Below are 19,823 nucleotides of genomic sequence, written 5' to 3'. Positions count from 1 at the left end.
TTTTGTTAATTTACCTCCCATAAGTATAATGAGAATAATACAGAATTCATTCTATTGTATTTAGCTGTTACATTTTATTGGTGAAAGGAACTAAATCCGATGAACTCTAAAATCAATGTTGTACTATTGGAAACATTACTGCCGGAGACAGAGCTTGAATTGAGCGGGCTGTTGACAGAAGTAGTGGAAGATGGCGCCTCGATCGGATTTCTCCCTCCGGTCACAGCTGAGGAAGCTTCAGCCTATTGGAAAAGCGTCCCTGATCCGCATGTGCTGCTCTGGACAGCAATGGAGGGCGACAAAATTGCGGGTACAGTGCAGCTCCATTTAGCCGCCAAAGCCAATGCCCGGCACCGCGCGGAAATTGCCAAACTGATGGTTCACCCAGAGCACCGCCGCAAGGGCATCGCCGGACTGCTGCTCGATACCGCCGAACAAGCCGCAGCAGCAGCAGACAGAACACTGCTTGTACTGGATACGCGGGAAGGCGATCCCTCCAACCTGCTCTATCAATCACGGGGATACATCGAGGCAGGCCGAATCCCGAATTATTGCCGGTCAGCCAACGGGCAACTGGATGCTACGGTATTATATTATAAGTTAATTTGAACAAAAAAAGGCACACTCATCTTTGCCAGGGCACAAGTCGAAATAGAAGCTATATAAGCTGAACTAAAGAATGATGGCATGCTTACTGATGAAATGCGGGTCAATGGTTTCACCAATACAGTAAGTTAGATTATTAAGTTCACTCTATATAGTAAATAAGCTTGCTCACTTAAGGCTGGATAAAAAAGAACCTGCATTATTGTATAACGTGCAGTATTTTCACTAGCCTGAAGCGATCGGACAACTTCCAACATGTTGCGCGCGTACGACGGAATCAAGTGCACTTTTACCCTTCATTCCGCCTTGCAGCTCGCGTGCGGTTAAAATAAAAGCCGGTGTTTCTGCGATTCGCAGAAACACCGGCTTTTGCTATAGACAGAACTAAAATCCCTTTACGCCCACCACATATCCAGTGGCTGGTCGCGGATGAGAATGGACTGCAGATTGGTGACAGCCCGGTAGAATCCTTCATCCACCGACATCAGCGGATCTTCATGCTCAATGCTTACTACATAGTCGTAGCCGTAAGTGCGCAGCGCGCTCATAATATCCGACCATTCGGAGATGCTGTGCCCGCAGCCTACGGAGCGGAAGGTCCAGGCCCGGGTCTGTACATCCCCATAAGGCTGCATATCGGTCAAGCCGTACATGTTGATGTTGTCCTGGTCAAGATAGGTATCCTTGGCGTGAAAATGATGGATCGCGCCTGCCTTGCCGAGAATCTTGATCGCGCCTACCGGATCAATACCCTGCCACCACAGATGGCTCGGATCGAGATTCGCACCAATGGCATCGCAGGTAGCTTCTCTCAGCTTGAGGATCGTATATGGCGTATGGCACAGGAAGCCGCCGTGCAGCTCGATACCGATCTTGACTCCATGCTCTTCGGCCAGCTTGCCGATTTCCTTCCAGTACGGAATCAGCTTCTGTTCCCACTGCCAGGTCAAAATATCGCTGTATACGGTAGGCCAAGGAGTTACCGGCCAGTTAGGTGCTTTGGCGTCGTCACTGTCCCCGGCAGTACCTGAGAACGTATTGACAACCGGTACGCCCATGAGCGAAGCCAGCTTGATCGACTTGCGCAGAATTTCGTCACCTTGACGGGCTTCTTCCTTATCCGGTGAAATCGGGTTATTGTGGCAGCTGAAAGCGCTGATGATAATCCCGCGTTTGGTGAATTGTTCGAGATAAACCTCGCGGGCCGATTCGCTGGCCAGCAGCTCGTCGGTCGGACAGTGGGCATTGCCCGGATTGCCTCCCGAGCCGATTTCCACGGCGTTCAGGCCAGCGGCAGCAATTTTATCGAGCATCTCTTCGAGTGTTAAGCTTCCGAATACCGGATCAAATACACCTAACTTCATTTATATTCCCACCTTTTCTCTGATTGGCTCCAAAGCTTCGGAATGGCCGTACACCGGATAATCACGTTTGGTTGGTGCACACCAATTGACGCCATTGATAATCACTTTTTGAATTTCCTTGTTGTAATAGGTTGGATATGATTCATGGCCCGGTTGGAAATAAAAAATCTTCCCGCTTCCACGCCGATAAGTCGAACCGCTCGGGAACACATTGCCCCCCTCGAACCAGCCTACAAAGATGAGGCTCTCCGGTGCCGGTACATCAAAATGCGCCCCGTACATCTCTTCCTGCTCCAGGTCGATGTATTCGCCGATGCCTTCGGCAATCGGGTGGCTCGGGTCCATTACCCAGAGACGTTCCTTCTCTTCTGCTTCGCGCCATTTCAGGTCGCAGCTGGTGCCCATCAGCTTCATGAAGATTTTGGACATGTGGCCGGAGTGAAGCACAATCAGCCCCATTCCCTTCAGAACCCGGTTGTACACGCGGCTTACAATCTCGTCGCTGACCTCCTGATGGGCAACATGCCCCCACCAGACCAGCACATCCGTATTCTCCAGCACCTCTTCCGTCAAGCCATGCTCCGGCTCGTCCAGGGTTGCTGTTGCTGTATCAAAGCCTGCTTCCTGCAGGAATCCGGCCAGTTGTCCGTGAATTCCCTGCGGATACACCCGGCGGATTCGTTCCTCCTGCAATTCATGACGGTATTCATTCCATATGGTTACTCTGGTCACTTTGGACACACTCCTAATTTGAGATAAATTCAGGGATATGCTGAGTTTTCCGTTAATGCAAAATCGATAAGCATAAAATACATGTGGGACTTTAATGTCCTAAGTTTCTTAAAGCGGGAAAATCACCCGCTAAATACATGGCTATGTTCATTTCTCGACACTTAAAGGGAAATTGGCCCTTTAATTCTGCCGGGTTCGGTGAATTTGAAAGATCCTTGAAAATTAGCGTGCTCAATTCCCCTTACTTGTCATCTGGATCTGCCAGACTCTCAATTAGCGGGCCGTTTTCCTGTTAATGTATGAGGCATGAGACAGGGTATCTCTCATTATTACTCAAAATTCTTTAGTCAAAAAACACCGGCATTCCGGTCTCTGACGATTTGTAGATCGCCTCCAGAATGCGTGTAACCACCAGCGCCTGCTCCGGTTTCACCACTGGCTCGGTGTCGTTCACAATGCTGCGGATCCACTGCTCGGCTTCAACCACTGCGGGGTCATCTCCGGCACCGTCGTAGAAGTCAACGCCAGCCGCATCAAGTCCGATATACTTCTCAAACGTCTTGCCATAAGCCTCTCCGTTAATGCGCAGCCCCTTCTCCATATCCGCTCCGCCTTCCGTGCCGCAGAGCGCAGTCTTGGCTTCGCCGACATCCAGCGTGTTCAGCGCCCAGCTGGCTTCAAGCACGATCGTTGCGCCATTCTCCATCGTAATGAAGCCGATGGCGGAGTCTTCAACGGTGAATTTCTCCGGGTCCCACGGCCCCCAGGCGTTTGCGGCATTTTTGCGGCCGGACAGCTTGTGGTAGGCATTGCCCACGGCATACTTCGGCTTGTAGTTGTCCATCATCCAGAGGGTCAAATCAAGAGCATGGGTGCCGATATCGATCAGCGGACCGCCGCCTTGCGCTTCTTCATCGAGAAACACGCCCCAGGTCGGAACCGCACGGCGGCGGATGGCCTTCGCTTTGGCATAATAAATTTCTCCAAGCTCGTTGTTCTCGCATACGGCATGCAGATAAGCTGAATCGGCTCTGAACCGGTTCTGATATCCGATCGTCAGCTTCTTGCCGGTGCGCTTCGCAGCATCAATCATCGCCTGTGCTTCCGCAGTCGTCTTGGCCATTGGCTTCTCGCACATTACATGCTTGCCGGCCTCCATGGACGCAATCGAAATCTCCGCATGGGAAATGTTCGGCGTACACACGTGAATCACATCTATGTTTGCATCCTTAAGCAGCTCTCTATAATCGCTGTATACCGCAGCGTTGGCATCTCCGTAATCCGCTTTGGCCTGCTCGGCACGTTCAGGAACGATATCGCAGAAAGCTACCATCACCGCACCTTCCACTTTTTTAAGCGCAGGCATATGTTTGCCGTTCGCGATGCCGCCGCAGCCGATAATTCCAACTTTTAAAGTCATTCTCTCTTAACCTCCACTTGTTGATGTAATATCTCTATCTTACAAATCCGCGGAAGGGCTTTCTTCCTGCAATCTTGCCCTGTTATTCCTGAATATTGTCTTATGGTATTTCAGGGGCGATATTCCCGTCGCTTCCTTGAAAAAATGATGGAAAGTCTTCACGCTGCCAAACCCCGCCGCTTCCGCCACGGCAGACATGGGCAGGTTCTCATTGAGCAGAATCCACTTGGCTTTATTCAGCCGGTATTCATTGAGAAAGGCAACAAAGGTCATGCCCGTATTCTTCTTGAACAGCTTAGTAAAATAATACGGACTGAAGCCCATATGTCCGGCTACTTCGTTTAGCGTAATCGGTTCCTGGTAATGCTGCTCGACATAGATGAAAATCCGCTCCAGCCGTTCCAGCGTTTCCCGCGACTGGATCTGAGTATCCTCCGAGAACTTGGGCCCTCTGTTGCTGCTATTCTTCGGCACTTCCCGCATAATAACCGTCAGCAGCTCGAACAGTCTCGCCTTGATGAGAAAGGCATAGCCTTCACGCCGCTGCGTGTCCTCCTCGTAAATGCTCTCCAGAAGGCCAATCACCTTCGTTGCTACCGCTTCCGGCCAGCTTGAACTGGATTGCTCCATCTCTGTGAACAGATCGCGAAGCGAATATTCATTGCCGCCGAGCGCAGTAACCTCCTGAAACAGTCCGAGATCAAACTGGATCACAAACCGTTCACTTTCAGGCGAGGCGAGGAAATAGTGCACATCTCCGCCATTGATGAACTGTATTTCACCCTGTTCCATCCGGATCGGGGTATCATTTATTCCCAGATTTAGTCTTCCTTTGGTGACGTAAATAATTTCGATTTCTTTATGCCAATGCGGATATGTGAGATCGTCACCTCCGCAGACTAAACTGCGGAAGGGGAAATGCTTATCCACATCCGGAAGTTCGAGATAAATATTCATTAGCGCGGCTCCTTGTCCGGGTAATTAGCTGTAATTAAAATTTAATTGAACCCCACTTTATCTTATCCCCCGGCAGAGGACACATCAAGAGGCGCAAAAAAGAGCCCCGCGGGGCTCTCTTTTACAGCATATTTATATCGAAAACAAATCAGAGTTTAATCTTCAAAACAACCTTCCGCACCGCTTCCTTCTTCCCCGCTTCAATCCCTGTCATATGCCCGTCCTGCGGATAGCAGACGACAAGCGCTCCCGGACCTGCGGTTACCGCCGACTCCAGCTCGCCCGTAAAGAACACCGCATCTTTCTCGGCGCTGTATTCATCTCTAACCTTGAGCTGCTCAATAGCGGAATAACCGATGCGCTCCGTACCTTCAAGAATATAATGCAGATCAAGATTGATCCGGTGGGCTTCCCAGAAGCAGTCTCCGGCGTCCTTGGTCTCGTATTCATTGATGAAATAGAACATTTCTTCATTCACATCATGGCGGCCTGCAGCCAGTCCTGCAAAGTCCGTATCCCGCAGGAACTGCAGTCCACGCTGAATTTTCTCTCCGTAAGCAGCCTCATTTTCCAGCAAATGCCCCAATGTATCCACTATCATGCCCGAAATCCTCCTATAATCATATATCCCCGTCTCGCGGAATAGAAAAAGAATAGTTGATTCCCCGCAGCAGGTATATGTATTTGTTCACGTACCCCTGGCATAGATTCTTAATAAGCTCGCAAAACTTAAGTCTATGCTTTCGAAGTGAGTTTTGTTCGAAGTGGATTCAATGAGGCTAAGCTCGCAAAACTTAAGTCTATGCTTTCGAAGTGAGTTTTGTTCGAAGTGGATTCAATGAGGCTAAGCTCGCAAAACTTTTAGGAGGCGGTATAATCCTCATTATCCTGATGTACATGTTCGCCGCACTGGGTGTTGGCTTGCTGCTGGCGGCAGCGGTGCTGCGGCATAAACTGTCCGATCCTTCGTCTGACTTGAACAAGCTGATCCATACACTGGCTGATTTCAACCTTAAATTCACTAAGCGGTTCATCACTCCAGACAAATCTCATATCATTGCCCTTGATGAAGGAGGCAAGCAGCTCGCTATCGGCATGTATTCCCCTGACAACCATGCAACGCCCTCAGCTGTCCTTTACACCTTTGATGTGATCTTAGGCTCTGAAATTGTTGAGAACGCCCTCACCCTGACCAAAGCCAGCAAAACCAGCCGGATTACCAGCAGCGGCGCAAAGGCCGGCACAGGTAAAGTGCTGGATGCTGCCGCAGTCTACGGAACCGCAAACAGACAGGAAGACGGAAAACCCGAGGAAATCATTGAGCTTACGCTTAAAATCTACCTCAGCAGCAAGGATACGCCCGTACTGTCGATTCCCTTTCTTCCAAGGCAGATACCGGCCAAAAAATCGGACCTGGAATACTCCCAGGCCCTTATGGAAGTGCAGCATGTACATGAGATGATCCGGGATATTGTCTCAGCATAGTTACTGTGCAGTCATCGTATTGCTTTCCATCCTACATGCTTAACTTGCCAATATCCCCGCCGTTCTACGGATTTCAACCGCAAATAGCGGGTTAAATCAAGAAATTCTTACGACAACAGCGGCCGGAAGTCCAAACATTCACCGCAGTTGCGTTCTATGCCGGCGGGGTAAAGCTAAAGTTCAACATATATAGCTACCAGTTTGCGCGCTTATTAATATTCTTCATATCCGTATTCGTCCACTTGCCATAAATGAAAAAAGCCAGATTCGAAATGTCGGGGAAGTTGGAGCGGATTCCCTGTTGTACGTTTTTATACTGGGCATCGGTCCAATCGGTATCTAACGCGGCAATGATTTCGGCATTGCCGATTTTTTGCCGGGTCTGGCTTAGTATACCTTCGCTGTCATAAACCCAGGTTTGCGGAAATTCCCAGTCGTCGAAATAGGCCATCGGAGAAACGAAATCCATGTATGGCATGAATTTGGCGGAATCCTGTCCGACTTCCACAAACTCCGGCGGCAGAATATAAGCCCCGAAAAAGAGTCCTGGCGTAATCCCGTCCAAATCGCTTTTCACATCACGCACATACTCCCCAAGCTTGGTCGTTCTCCAGTCATTCCACTCCTCCCGTTTCGCATTATCCGAAGCAAAGTTAATGGTAATTGGATCATAGCCGTATTGATTTTTATACTGTGTTCTCGTGTAATCCCCCATATCCATGTTGTAATCGTCAAAGCGGAGCCAGTCCAGGACAATGCCATCAACATCATAATTTGCCGCAACTTCTTTGATGATGGAGCGCTCATAGGCTTGCACACCAGGATGGAGCGGATTCACAAAATATTCAGTGCCATTGGAGCCTGTAAAAGGTTTCACCTTGCCGTCCACAAGCGCGCGCATCTGCCACTCGCTGTTCTTGTCAAAGGCCGCACGGTCGTGGAACTGCGGAATCCATGCCCTCACCTGAATATTCTTTTTATGTGCCTCAGCAATAACATCCTTGACTGCGTCAAAATTGGAGTATCCTGAAGCGACCGGCGCAATCTTGCTCTTATAAAATGCATAGCCGGACGGAACCTCCTCATCCTCATCCTGCTTCACACTCAAATTGATGACGGAAATATTGTTCTTTGCCGCATTGCTCACGAAGCTGACAACATCATTATGGTTTTTAAAATTGGCGCCTGTCCGCACGATGATCTCGGATACGAAGGGTCCTGTTTGGGCAGATGTTGTCTGGGCCGGAACACTCAGCATAAAGCTCAGCAGCAGCGCGGGCAGGGCCATCAGCAAAGTCCGTTTTCTTTTACCTTTAGTCATTGTTTTCTCCGCCTTTCTATAATTAGATGGGGTGCAGATTAGATGTTACGAATTCCTATTCCTCCTCCTTTCCTAGACAGACTGAAAGCTCGGAAAGCTTCTGCCTTATCCCTGTGTCCCGTCGTTGCCGGTGAGCTCTGTATGATGAAAGTAAGGGATAGTGATTTGAACAGTTGTTCCGATTCCAAGCCGGCTGTAGAGCAAGACACCGTATGAATCGCCAAATTGCAGCTTGATTCTCTGGTCGACGTTGCGGATGCCATACCCCATCTTGATCCCGCTTGGAGAGAAAATCTGCCGGATGGTTTCCTTAGTCATACCGATGCCGTCGTCAATCACCTTGAACACAATTCCCTGCTGACCAGCCTCCGCCGTAATGCGGATATGAATGGTCTCCCCGTAAAAAGCATGCTCAAGAATGTTCTCCACAAAGGGCTGCAAAATCAGCCTTACAGTATCAAAACCCAGCACCTTCTGGTCAATATCGAAATTAAAGGTGAGATGATCCTCATATTTGATTTTCTGGATGTCAATATAGGTCTGTACATGCTGCAGCTCCTTCTCGACCGGAATCATCGTCCTGCCCTCATTCAGTGTCAGCCTGTAGAATTTCGCAAGGCCGCTGACCATCAAACGGATTTTACTGATCTCACCAAACTGTGCCAGACGGTTTATGGAAGAGAACGAGTTATACAAAAAGTGGGGATTGATCTGTGCCTGAAGAATTTCCAGCTCTGCTTCCTTCTTGTGCAGGTTGGAGAGGTAAACTTCCTGAATCAGGCGGTTCATATTCTCCCCCATATTATTTAGTGCCAGGGAGATCTGATTAAATTCGTCATTGCCCCGGTAACTAAGCCTTTTATGCAAATCCCCTTCCTGAAAGGAACGGAGGACAGACACAATTTTGACGACACGCCGGGAAAAATAGCCGGACAGCAGCATACCTGCTGCGGAAAAGAAACCGATCATGATCAGGCAGACGAGAATGGTTACGCTTTTGACCTTCTGGATATCCTGCTCCAAAACTTCATTGGGGATATTGACCGCAAGCGTCCAGTTCAGCTCCTCGACCGGCGCCTTGATTTGCAGATAATCCTTGCTCTCCAGCAGTGGAATTTGCTCGGGTTTCATATTTTTATCCCTTGAAGAAAGGTGGATAATGTCATGATTTTCATTTTCTATATACACTGTACTGCCCTTGCGGAACTTATCATCTTTCACGCTTTCGAGAAGATCGGCAAGCTTGACGGTAATCCGGACAAAACCAAATGGTTTGGGTGCAGTGGGCTCATACGTATCCATCAATCTGCGGAGCAAGGAAATATTCCCGTAGGACTCATCATCTTCGATCTGGCGCCACTGCATCGTTACCCCGTATTGTTCCCGGGGAAAACCGCTGAACCAGGGCTTGCCCAGAATCCGCTTTTGGTGAAACAGCTGGTAGAACCTCCCCTTCCGCAGCGGATCCATCCCTTCGTAAGAATAGTAAACCTCGGGTATGGTCTCATTCTGAATATACAGGGACAGTGCAATGTTGCGGTTAGAGGAATGAACCGTATTTTGCAGCATCGGGATCAAATAGCTCTGCAGCGTCTCAAAGCTGTACCAGCCGTCATCGTAGCGCCTTAAGGAATCCGCCAGTGTGCGGTCATAATACAGTGAGTCCGTCAGCCGCTTGGTATCCTCCACCTTATAACGGATATTATCCTGAATCTGCTGAAGCGTGCCCCGGATATTGGCCTTTGTCTGTGTTCGGATGGATTCAACCGCCGTGTTATAAGCAAAGGCACCGACAAAAGCAACCGGGACAATCAGCAGTACAATATAAGAAATCATCAGCTTGTAGCCGAATGACAGAAACCGTTTCTTTTGCTTCATAGGCCACTGTTCTCCTTTGTTCAGCACTGCTTACGGTAATCTCCCGGTGTCATCCCATATTTGTCTTTAAACTGCCTGCTGAAATAAGTCAGGTTTTTATAGCCAACCCTTCCGGCCACCTCGAAAATTTTATATTGGGGATTCTGCAGTAAAGTGCAGGCTCTCTCCAGCCGCTTCTCCACCACGTAATCGCTGAAATTAATGCCCGTTCCCTGCTTGAACAGCACACCGAGATGATTCGGGGAAAAGCTAAACAGATTGCTCACATCCCGGAGTGCGATATTCCGGTCCAGATGCTTCTCCACATAGGCGCAGACCGATTCAAGCAGCTTATTATTTTTCTTTTGCTTCTTTACATGCAGTGTTTCAGAGATTTCAAATACCCTCCGGCGCAGCCAGGACTGGATATCATCCATGGTTTCGAATTTGAACAAAATGTCCAGGTTCTCCATTCGCATGCCCAGCATCTGGAACAGATTCTCGTTTAGTCCTGCCAGATAGGCATCCAGCCGGGAGATAATCTGAATGGCAAAGTTGTAGACGGTAGATTTGGACTTCATCCGGCGGACCAAGGTGAATACATTCTCAAGTTCATCGTGCAGCTGGACAAGCCTGTAATTCGACATTGCGGCAAACAGGGCATCCAGCGTCATTTCGAGACTCTGCACATCCTCCACGCTGCCTGACTCCAGCTCGGAAAATTGGATCAGACGGCTTTTGCCCGCAAGCATTTTATAATCAAGCGCCTGCTTCGCCTGCTGATAAGAGGTGTGAATTGAAGCGGTGGAAGCTGCTGTGCTGCTCAGGCCTATTGTGATGGTGACCGGAAACCTGACCCCAATAAGTTCAATTAAACCGCTGAGCAGCGCTTCACATTCCGCCAGTTCCTCCATCTGCAGTACAAGCGCACATTCACGGCTGGAAAGCCTGCACAGCGACCAGATCCGGCACTCTGTGCAATAATCCAGTACCGTTTGATACAGCTGATTGACGATCTGCCTCGCTTCCAGCTCGCTGTATGCATTCAGCTTCCAGGCCACATCATCAATCTCAATCACGGCGACCCGCTGCGGAGCAGATGGGCTAATCCCGCATTGTGCAAGGACTAGATCATCTATGGTTTCTGCTCCGTCTTGCTGACCATCCAGCAGGCCAAGCAGCCTGTTGTTCTTAAGTACAGGCAAGGTCTTATAGTAATCCGATTCCAGTCTGGACTGCTGGGCCTCATGATCCAATTGGGCCTTCACCTTCTGCAGCACCTCGATCATTTCTTCATCCTCTACAGGCTTCAGGACATAACTCTGCACATTCAGCTCCATCGCCTGCTTGGCATAGTGGAAGTCTTCGTAACCGCTTACAAATATGATTTTCAGCTGTGGGAGCAGCTGCAATGCTTCACGGGACAGCTCCAGACCGGACATAATCGGCATCCGGATATCGGTGATCAGAATATCAACATGATGATTCCGGATATAATCCAGCGCAGCGAAACCGCTGCTCACCACCGCTGCCACATTCATCTGCAGATCCTTCCAGGGTATAAAGTGCTGCATCCCTCTTAAATCCAGCACTTCATCATCTGACAGCAATACGTTATACATGTTTGACCTCCAATCCGGCCGTGTGATCAAAGCCAACACTTTCTATTGATCACATCATATAACATTTCAATTTTACCGTGTTGCAAAACCTTCATCCTCATTGCAGAAGTCTACAAATCGTTGTTCTTATCAGTGTTTTTGCCGGAACGGTTCCTATACTATGAAATTCAGCAGAGAAATTTGCAAAGGAAGTGTTCAGATGAAAAAAAGCATCGTCACGTCTTCACCACCGGGAGTCCCTCCGGGCGTACGACCGGAAGCCAGCCGCAAATCCTTCTGGTTCAGATTCTCCAGGCAGCTGGATCTTCAACTGATGGTCATCCCGGCAATGATTCTTATCGTGATCTTTTCTTATCTGCCGATGTACGGGGTGCTGATGGCTTTTCAGGATTACGATATTTTTCAAGGATTTCTGCACAGCCCATGGGTAGGCTTCAAGTATTTCCAGATGTTCTTCGAGGCACCCGAATTCTGGACCGTCATGCGTAATACGATTGTGATTAGTGCACTGAGACTCCTCATCGGATTTCCGGCACCTATATTGCTGGCACTTATCCTGAACGAAGTGATTCACTCGCGCTTCAAACGGATGATCCAGACCATCAGCTACCTGCCCCACTTCCTGTCCTGGGTCATCGTGTCCGGATTTGTGACCTCCATGCTGGCAACCGATAACGGAAGCGTGAACATGCTGCTGCAAAAGCTGCATTTAATCAGCGAGCCTGTCAATTTCCTGTCCATTCCCGGCTACTTCTGGGCCATCCTGATCGGAACAGGAATCTGGAAGGAGATCGGTTTCTCCGGCATCGTATATCTGGCCGCCATTGCCGGCATCAATCCCGAAATTTACGAAGCAGCCTCCATCGACGGAGCAAACCGCTTGAAGAAAATTTGGTACATTACCCTGCCCGGTATTTCCGGCGTAGTTACGATCTTCATGATTCTCGCAGTTGGCGATATCTTGAGCGCAGGCTTTGAGGACATCCTGCTCCTGGCCAAAAACCCTGTACTTCAGGACGTGTCCGATGTCATTGATACTTACGTCTACCGCGTTGGTATCCGCAACTCGCTTTTCTCCTACGCCGCCGCAGTCGGTTTATTCAAGTCGATAATCAGCGTCTTTTTGCTCACAGTTGCCAATCGGATAGCCCGTAAACTGGGACACAGTCTGTGGTAGTCTTCGGCATCGCAACTACACATTGAAATGCAGGTGATCACGGCATGAAAAACAGTCTTTCTGACAATTTGTTTCTCAGTCTCATTTACTCCATGCTCATTCTCATGGCTTTTGTAATGTTGTATCCGTTCTGGAATTCGATCGTCATCTCATTCAACGTGGGTTTGGACACGACGCGTGGGGGGATCACCTTTTGGCCCAGACAATTCACTCTGGAGAATTACATTGTAGTGTTTCAGGATAAGCGGCTAATGACAGGCTTCCTTATTTCCGTACTGAGAACGGGGATTGGCACAATTCTATCCATTGCCTGTACATCAATCTTTGCCTATGGCATGTCCAAGAAACAGCTCATGGGACGGAAAGGGTATATGATCCTGTGCATCATCACGATGTACTTCAGCGGAGGATTGATTCCTTCCTTTCTGATTAATCGCGAGCTGGGCCTGATGAATAATTTCTGGGTCATGATTGTTCCGAATATAATCAGCGTCTGGAACATGATCATTTTCCGCACGTTTTTTCTCGAACTGCCGGAAGGCTTGGAGGAATCGGCGAAAATCGACGGCTGCGGCCACTTCGGCATCTTTTTCAAAATTGTCATCCCGATTTCGGGTCCGGTGATCGCCACGCTCTCTCTATTTGCTGCAGTATGGCACTGGAATGACTGGTTTACGGCCAGCATTTACATCACCTCCGGGCATCTGCTCCCGATTCAAACGCTGCTTCAGCAAATTCTAAGCTCCAACATTATGTCTGAACAGATGATGCAGACCAATGCAGCCGCTCAAGGCCACATGGCCCGGCTCCAAAGCGTCACAACCAAATCGCTCACCATGTCCACTATGCTGGTAGCAACTGTACCTATTTTGCTGGTTTATCCATTTTTGCAGAAATATTTTACCAAGGGCGTCATGATCGGTTCCATTAAAGAATGAACTTGGATAAGATCGGTGTAGCAATCATAGCTCACGGCTTATTCATAAAAACAATCCCATGGGGGTATGAAGATGTCCATTACAAGTGGAAACGGCTTCGCCGTCCTCAAAAGGACGGTATCCGTTTCAGCGAGAAATAGAAGGATAATTTATAGCGTGAAGCATATAAACTCTTATATTTCAAAAAATCATTCCTGCTGCCGGTATGTATGCTGGGTATGAGTATTATGCTTGCCGCATGCGGTGGAAACAGCGGTGAAGACGGGGCAAAGCCAAGCAACAACACTGCCGGGACTGATTCATCCCAACCTTTTGTTTTCGGAGAAACGCCGCTCACCTTTTCCTTTTTCGGCAATTATGACTGGTATACGATGAATCCTTGGGGCCAGGATCCGGCGACTAAATGGATTCAGGAGAACAAGAAAGTAACGGTCCAGTCGATCCAGTCCGGCGGTGCGGCTCTGCAGAAATTCAATACAATGATCGCCTCCGGCGAGTTCCCGGATGTCATCTGGGGAGACCGCGGAGCCGAAGTAGAAAAGCTGAGAAAAGCAGGCAAACTCGTTGCGCTGGACCCCTATCTTGATAAATATCCTAATCTGAAAAAATGGGCAGGAGAAAAAACAATCAACATGCTCCGCTCCGAAGACGGCAAACTGTACCAATTCCCAAATTGGTACACGAAAAATCCGATGGGCAACGGTGGCTACGCTGTAAATAATAAGATCTACAAGGAACTCGGATCGCCGAAGCTGGAAACCTTTGATGACCTGTATGCCTATCTGAAGCTGGTGAAAGAGAAGTATCCTGACATTATTCCATTCGAGGTCGGGATGCTGGGTCAAGGGATAGACTTTCTCTACGCCGGGATGGCGGAAGACCGGAATGTCGGGCAGGTCTCTCTGCGTGTCGTCCCCCAGGGGAATGAGCTGAAATCCCTCTTCAGTGATCCGGTCTACCGCGAAACCATGGTGTTCGCCAATAAATTATTCCGGGAAAAGCTGATTACCCAGGATGCCATCACGCAGACCCGCGACCAGGTCAAGGAAAAGGTGAATAATGGCCGCATAGCAATCTACGGGGATTTCGATACCACCGTTATCGGCACGGAAGCGAACAGCATGCTGCGCGCCAAAGATCTTGAAGGCGGATACACGATGATCTGGCCTTTGCATAAAGCCGGCGTAGATCCGAAGAAGGTATGGGTCAACGAATTTGATTCTCTTGGCTGGAATGTCAGTGTCATCACAACACAAGCTGAGAATCCAGAAGGTATATTTGCCTATCTGGACTGGCTGACGGGCGAGGAAGGGGAACGTATTATTTTCTGGGGGCCTGAAGGCATGTACTGGCAGGGCACCAATGAGAAAGGCGCACCCATCTATACAGAAAAATATAAAAATGAAGCCGAGGAGCGTTCCAAGCTCATGGCCATCTGGGATACGTTTCAATGGGCAGGAAATACGGCATTTATTGATGGAGCCAAGGCTGAAAATGAAATGAGTCTACCTGAGGATAAGCGCGACTGGGCTACGGTCTCCCAAACTACAATCGCCTGGAAGACCTCCTTTGATGCCACGGAATTCGGCAATATACAGCCCCTTCCAGATTCAGAAGAGGGCATGATCATGCAGCGTGTAGCCGATATCGCCGATAAGGTGCGGGCTAAAGCCTTGTTCGCCAAGGATGAACAGGAAGTGATTGCCCTGCTCGACAAAGCCGAGCAGGATGCCCAAAAAGCCGGTTATGATAAGCTCCTGAAGTTTGAAACCGGGAAGTGGCAGGACAATATCAAAAAGATAAAAGGGAATTAAACCATCCCGCTTTAAAAAGAACAAGGGTGTTCCCTGCCATGTAAATGGCCGCGGGACGCCCTTTGCTTTGTCAGGATGAGAATGGAAACACATCAATGAATACGGCTGTAGTCAGAAACAATTGGTCCAAGGAATGGACCGGGGCCGCGCGTTTAAGCTTCAGTGAGTTTAAGGAGATCAACCCTGCCTGCATTCAGCTTCTCAATAATCGCCAGCAGAAAGGTCTCTGCCAGACTGTTCTTTTTGATCTCCCGGGCTGCTTCTTCAAATGTGAACCACATCGCTTGATCCACTTCGGCACTCATCCGGCTCAAGTCTTCCGAAGCAGCCATGCTTATAAAGTTCAGCATCAGCGTATTGGACGGCTCAAAATAAAGGCTGCGCATATATTCATAAGCCACGATATCCAGCCCTACCTCTTCCTTTACCTCGCGGATAAGGGTGGCTTCCGCATTCTCCCCTTTGTTGACGTAACCTGCGAGCAGGATGTAATCCGGCCGGTTATACTGCTTGATTAGCAGAATCTTGTCCATCTCTTTGTTCAACACTGCGGTACTGATAGCCGTGCTAAAAATAGGAAACCGGAACATTCCGCATGCCCCGCAAAAAGGGATCAGCCCCTCCCCGCCGCATTCTTTCAAGATCAGCTCAGTTCCGCATTCTATACAATACTTCAAGAAACATCTCTTCCTCTCCAAGTACACTGAATTCTATTCTATTATACAGGTCCAGGGATATGTAATCGCTAGGTAAAATTTTAGGAATTCGCGTTCTGAGGGGATTTTTGGACAGGTTTTTATTATCTGGTGTGGAATAAGAAGAGTAGCCTGATTCGTCGGGCTCTATTAAAAAACAACTTGGAGGGACTGCAAATAATGAATCCGCTAATTAACTTTGCGCATCGCGGCGCATCCGCTGTGTGTCCGGAGAATACGATGTCAGCATTCCGCAAGGGCCTTACGCTTGGAGCGACCGGGATTGAAACCGATGTACAGATGACAAAGGATGGCGCACTGATTCTGATTCATGACGAAACGCTGGGCCGCACGACAAACGGCAGCGGGAATGTGAAAGACCACACGCTTAAGGAACTGCTTGACCTGGACGCGGGCTCCTGGTTCGGGGAAGAATTCAAGGGAGAGCTGCTTCCCACCCTCGAAGATCTTCTGGATCTGCTCAAGGATAGCGATACGGTGCTAAATATTGAACTTAAGAACGGGGTCTTTATGTACCCGGGGATGGAGGAAAAGGTTATTGCCGCCGTGCGGGAATTCAACATGAGTGAACGCGTCATATTGTCGAGCTTCAACCATTACTCCCTGGCTCACTGCAAATCGCTGGCACCGGAGATTCGCACCGGGATTTTATATGGAGAAGGCTTGTACCGCCCGTGGGATTACGCAGCCTCTCTGCAGGCGGATGCACTGCATGCCTACCATTTCGCTGTGTTGCCGGAGTTTGTCTCCGAGGCGGCGGAGCATGGCATCGCCTATCATCCTTGGACCGTGAATGATCCGGAGCGCATGAAAGAATTAATCGCTGCCGGAGTGTCAGGAATCATTACCGATTATCCGGACGTGCTGGACAGACTGCTTACTGCTAAGGGAGAGTGATGGGGTGAAGAAAGTCTGGCTGCTGGGTTTCGGTTTTTTCAGCATCAGCATTACATGGAGTTTGTATAATGCGTTTGTACCTTTTTTCCTGGAGAAATATGTACACAGTGTAGCCTTGATCAGCTTCATGATGACCATTGATAACTATTTCGCCCTGTTTCTGCAGCCATGGATTGGCAACCGCAGTGACCGTACGGTGAGCCGTTATGGGCGCAGAATGCCTTATCTGCTGATCGGAATGCCGCTGGCTGCCGTACTGACGATGCTGATTCCGTTCCACACCGGGCTGTTCACGCTGCTGCTCTTTATGATGCTGATGAACCTGGCCATGAGCCTGTACCGTTCGCCGACCGTCGCGCTGATGCCGGATATTACGCCGGATAAGCAGCGCACCAAGGCGAACGGCCTGATTAACTTCATGGGAGGGATTGGGTCGATTCTGGCGTTTGGCGTCGGCTCATTCCTCTACAAGGCCAGCCCAGCATTGCCGTTTATTGTTGCCGGTCTCATCACGCTGCTCTGCCTGTTCATCGTGTCGCAGTTCATCAAGGAGGAACGGGATGGTGTGAACAAAGAAGCAGCACTGGGTACCGAAGAAGTCACTGGTTTATCCGGAGATTCGCAACGCAGCGGTAACATTCCACGGGTCAAACCTACACGCATCTCCTTAAAAAAACAGCTCGACCGTACCACAGTCTGGCTCTTAGCAGCCATCTTCTTCTGGTTCGTAGCTTATCAAGGTGTAGAGACGCTGTTCACATTGTACGGCAAACATCACCTTGGCCTCAGTGAACAGGCAGCCTCCTTCTCGCTGACGTTCTTTTCGCTAGCCTTCGTAGTGTTTGCGATTCCCAGCGGCTGGCTGGGCGGGCGGTTCGGGAAGAAAAAGATTATTGTCACCGGAGTATGCGGACTAATGGCAGTTTTTGCCCTCGTGGGATTTGCGGAGAATTTGCTTGTGCTGCGGATTCTGCTGCTTGTTGGCGGGATGTTCTGGGCCTGTATTAATATCAATTCATACCCTTATGTAGTAGCAACAGGCACGGAGGAAAGCATCGGTACACGCACCGGAATGTATTATCTGGTCTCCTCGCTGGCCGCCATCACCTCCCCACCGCTGCTTGGGCTGATGATTGACCTTACCGACTATTCCATCCTGTTCTATGCGGCAGCGGTGAGCATGGCAATAGCCCTGCTCTGCCTGTTCCTGATGAAAGGACGCAGCAAATTTAATTAATTGGCTTTGGAGCTGCCTGCCCAATTGACAGATTGAAGCGTGTTTCCCTGCTTGTGTATGGTATATCGGCCCTTTCCGAGCTGCTTGGCGCTGTACATTGCCGAATCGGCTTCCTTCAGCAGCCGCATCGGGTCGATCCTGCCATGGCTCAACGTAATGCCGATGCTGACTGAAACAAACAGTTCATGCCGTTCCAGACTGTAAATGCGGGTCGTTTGCTCCAGAATCTGCATAGCAAGCTGCTCTGCTTCCTTACGGCCGCAACGTTTGGCGACAATTACGAATTCATCCCCGCCGTTCCGGAAGATATGCCGTTTGCCTTTGGAGGTGAACTGTTTCAGACTGCCGCCGACGGCCTGAAGCAGCAAATCGCCCACATGATGGCCAAGTCTGTCATTGATTGACTTGAATCGGTCCAGGTCAAGGAACAGCACCGCAAGCTGCTCGTTTGGTTTGCAGTGGTCCCAGAAGTGATCCATCCCGTTTTTGTTCAAGAGGCCTGTCAAGGTATCCCTGTAGGCCAGTTCCTTCAATTGCTCTCTTTCGGTCAGGATCTGGCGAAGCTTGGAGAACAGATACATCAGGGCTAAGAGAGTCAATGTATAGAGTACCAAGGAGATAAACAGGCTGCCTTCAGCCTGTTTCAAGCCGGATTGTGACTGCTTGCCCAGCCAGTGCATTCCGTATAATCCGCCGCTGGCGATCAGTATTATCAGGCTCGTGCGCACAGCACGGGCTCTTTGATTTTTATAGGTGAAATTCCGGGTCAGCCGGAGAAGGCTGTACACAGTCAACGCTGCAATAAGAACCGAAAATAGAGCCAATATATAATTACGGGCTTCTTCCATCATGATGCGCACTCCCTTTTACATGAAAATAAATCTGGTTAACAGTAATAAGCGATAAGCTTATTATCGGCAGGCGCGGGCGGATCCTGCATGGAATGTTTTGGAAGATGCCGTCTGGATAAGGTCTAGCTCTCCATATGCTTCACACAATTATACAGCTCGCAGGTCCAGCCGCTGTCCCCTTTAACGATGCGGGTGATAGAGGTATTCTTCAGCAGCACGCTGACATCCAGTCCGGGAACCAGTCCGGTCAGGCTGCTCCGCAGAATCGCGCCGTGGCTGACAATCAGGATGTTGTGGCCGGGATGCTTTAATGCAATCTCTTCAATCGCCTTGCTCCCCCGTTGCTTGCCTGATTCATTGCTCTCCAGCCCGAGGTCCAGCGACTTCCATTCCGTCCCCCAGCGTTCCACCCGCTCTTGCTCCGTGGTGCCCTCAAGCAGTCCTCCGTTCATCTCCCTAATTCCCGGAATCACTCCCGCTACCTGCAGACCCAGCTTCGCTGCGATCACCTCTGCCGTCTGTCTTGCTCTCAGCAGGTCGCTTGAGTAGATATAGTCCCACTGTTCTCCGCTGAGACGTTCTGCTATAGCCGCCGCCTGCTGAAGTCCTTCCTCGTCCAAAGGGTTATCCGTATGCCCCTGTATCCGTCCTTCTTTATTCCAAGCTGTGCTGCCATGCCGAATCAAGCCGATTCTTGTCATTGTTGCTACCCGCCTTTATGAAGAATAAGTAAGCTTACTAGATTATAAACGAACAGTCTGGAAGATGCATACGCCACCGGATATAGGGATCATCAGTTGTTCACCATTCTGCCTGCACTGAAGCCTAG

General features: G+C 49.5%; 18 protein-coding genes. 7 read left to right on the top strand and 11 right to left on the bottom strand.

Going from position 1 to position 19,823, the window contains the following annotated elements; translation table 11 throughout:
• Positions 1-99: 99 nt before the first annotated feature.
• Complete coding sequence (locus H70357_RS05860) at positions 100-609, top strand: GNAT family N-acetyltransferase (RefSeq protein WP_038586857.1); 510 nt, start codon at positions 100-102, stop codon at positions 607-609.
• Between the two features lie 392 nt (positions 610-1,001).
• On the opposite strand, the gene H70357_RS05855 is transcribed toward H70357_RS05860, so the two are convergent.
• From H70357_RS05855 to H70357_RS05835, 5 genes are all read right to left on the bottom strand, one after another.
• Positions 1,002-1,970, bottom strand: a complete 969-nt coding sequence (locus H70357_RS05855) for a sugar phosphate isomerase/epimerase family protein (protein WP_038586855.1) — start codon at positions 1,968-1,970, stop codon at positions 1,002-1,004.
• Positions 1,971-2,702: a ThuA domain-containing protein gene (locus tag H70357_RS05850; protein ID WP_038586852.1), complete on the bottom strand. Its 732-nt coding sequence runs from the start codon at positions 2,700-2,702 to the stop codon at positions 1,971-1,973.
• Positions 2,703-3,045: 343 nt separating this feature from the next.
• Positions 3,046-4,122 carry a Gfo/Idh/MocA family protein gene (locus H70357_RS05845; protein ID WP_038586849.1) on the bottom strand — a complete coding sequence of 359 codons (1,077 nt, stop codon included), beginning with the start codon at positions 4,120-4,122 and terminating at the stop codon, positions 3,046-3,048.
• 39 nt (positions 4,123-4,161) lie between these two features.
• Positions 4,162-5,079, bottom strand: a complete 918-nt coding sequence (locus H70357_RS05840; RefSeq protein ID WP_038586847.1) for an AraC family transcriptional regulator — start codon at positions 5,077-5,079, stop codon at positions 4,162-4,164.
• 148 nt (positions 5,080-5,227) lie between these two features.
• The gene (locus tag H70357_RS05835; protein WP_038586844.1) at positions 5,228-5,680 is read right to left on the bottom strand and encodes a NanQ anomerase/TabA/YiaL family protein; all 453 of its coding nucleotides are present in this window, start codon (positions 5,678-5,680) and stop codon (positions 5,228-5,230) included.
• Positions 5,681-5,976: 296 nt separating this feature from the next.
• On the opposite strand from H70357_RS05835, the gene H70357_RS05830 reads away from it, so the two are divergent.
• Positions 5,977-6,564 carry a hypothetical protein gene (locus H70357_RS05830; protein ID WP_156130818.1) on the top strand — a complete coding sequence of 196 codons (588 nt, stop codon included), beginning with the start codon at positions 5,977-5,979 and terminating at the stop codon, positions 6,562-6,564.
• 193 nt (positions 6,565-6,757) lie between these two features.
• On the opposite strand, the gene H70357_RS05825 is transcribed toward H70357_RS05830, so the two are convergent.
• The 3 genes from H70357_RS05825 to H70357_RS05815 all read right to left on the bottom strand — a co-directional run bounded on the left by H70357_RS05825 (position 6,758) and on the right by H70357_RS05815 (position 11,364).
• Positions 6,758-7,885: a family 10 glycosylhydrolase gene (locus H70357_RS05825; RefSeq protein ID WP_038586839.1), complete on the bottom strand. Its 1,128-nt coding sequence runs from the start codon at positions 7,883-7,885 to the stop codon at positions 6,758-6,760.
• Between the two features lie 105 nt (positions 7,886-7,990).
• Positions 7,991-9,763 carry a sensor histidine kinase gene (locus H70357_RS05820; RefSeq protein ID WP_038586836.1) on the bottom strand — a complete coding sequence of 591 codons (1,773 nt, stop codon included), beginning with the start codon at positions 9,761-9,763 and terminating at the stop codon, positions 7,991-7,993.
• Positions 9,764-9,783: 20 nt separating this feature from the next.
• Positions 9,784-11,364 (bottom strand): response regulator, encoded by a 1,581-nt coding sequence (locus H70357_RS05815; RefSeq protein ID WP_038586833.1) that lies wholly within the window; start codon positions 11,362-11,364, stop codon positions 9,784-9,786.
• 313 nt (positions 11,365-11,677) lie between these two features.
• Between H70357_RS05815 and H70357_RS05810 the strand changes: the two genes are divergently transcribed.
• The 3 genes from H70357_RS05810 (at position 11,678) to H70357_RS05800 (ending at position 15,293) form a co-directional block, all read left to right on the top strand.
• The gene (locus H70357_RS05810; protein WP_038598724.1) at positions 11,678-12,541 is read left to right on the top strand and encodes an ABC transporter permease; all 864 of its coding nucleotides are present in this window, start codon (positions 11,678-11,680) and stop codon (positions 12,539-12,541) included.
• 44 nt (positions 12,542-12,585) lie between these two features.
• On the top strand, positions 12,586-13,479 hold the full coding sequence (locus H70357_RS05805; RefSeq protein WP_038586830.1) for a carbohydrate ABC transporter permease: 894 nt from the start codon (positions 12,586-12,588) through the stop codon (positions 13,477-13,479).
• Positions 13,480-13,688: 209 nt separating this feature from the next.
• Positions 13,689-15,293 carry a type 2 periplasmic-binding domain-containing protein gene (locus H70357_RS05800; RefSeq protein ID WP_052091848.1) on the top strand — a complete coding sequence of 535 codons (1,605 nt, stop codon included), beginning with the start codon at positions 13,689-13,691 and terminating at the stop codon, positions 15,291-15,293.
• A gap of 152 nt (positions 15,294-15,445) precedes the next feature.
• Here H70357_RS05800 and H70357_RS05795 read toward each other — a convergent pair whose 3' ends face one another.
• Complete coding sequence (locus H70357_RS05795; RefSeq protein WP_038586824.1) at positions 15,446-15,970, bottom strand: NUDIX domain-containing protein; 525 nt, start codon at positions 15,968-15,970, stop codon at positions 15,446-15,448.
• Between the two features lie 198 nt (positions 15,971-16,168).
• Here H70357_RS05795 and H70357_RS05790 point away from each other — a divergent pair, with 198 nt between their 5' ends.
• Together H70357_RS05790 and H70357_RS05785 are read left to right on the top strand one after the other, a co-directional pair.
• Complete coding sequence (locus tag H70357_RS05790) at positions 16,169-16,906, top strand: glycerophosphodiester phosphodiesterase (RefSeq protein WP_038586821.1); 738 nt, start codon at positions 16,169-16,171, stop codon at positions 16,904-16,906.
• A 4-nt stretch (positions 16,907-16,910) separates the two neighbouring features.
• The gene (locus H70357_RS05785; RefSeq protein WP_038586818.1) at positions 16,911-18,143 is read left to right on the top strand and encodes an SLC45 family MFS transporter; all 1,233 of its coding nucleotides are present in this window, start codon (positions 16,911-16,913) and stop codon (positions 18,141-18,143) included.
• Here H70357_RS05785 and H70357_RS05780 read toward each other — a convergent pair.
• Positions 18,140-18,994 carry a GGDEF domain-containing protein gene (locus H70357_RS05780; protein ID WP_052091847.1) on the bottom strand — a complete coding sequence of 285 codons (855 nt, stop codon included), beginning with the start codon at positions 18,992-18,994 and terminating at the stop codon, positions 18,140-18,142. The two genes, H70357_RS05785 and H70357_RS05780, sit on opposite strands and share 4 nt — an antisense overlap.
• A 122-nt stretch (positions 18,995-19,116) precedes the next feature.
• Positions 19,117-19,695, bottom strand: coding sequence for a histidine phosphatase family protein (locus H70357_RS05775; RefSeq protein ID WP_038586815.1), 579 nt, complete (start codon positions 19,693-19,695; stop codon positions 19,117-19,119).
• Positions 19,696-19,823: the final 128 nt, after the last annotated feature.

The sequence above is a fragment of the Paenibacillus sp. FSL H7-0357 genome (assembly GCF_000758525.1).
In the GTDB taxonomy this organism is placed as follows: domain Bacteria; phylum Bacillota; class Bacilli; order Paenibacillales; family Paenibacillaceae; genus Paenibacillus_AQ.
Note: the sequence above shows the minus strand (reverse complement) of the source record. Positions and strands in the feature narration are given on the sequence as shown.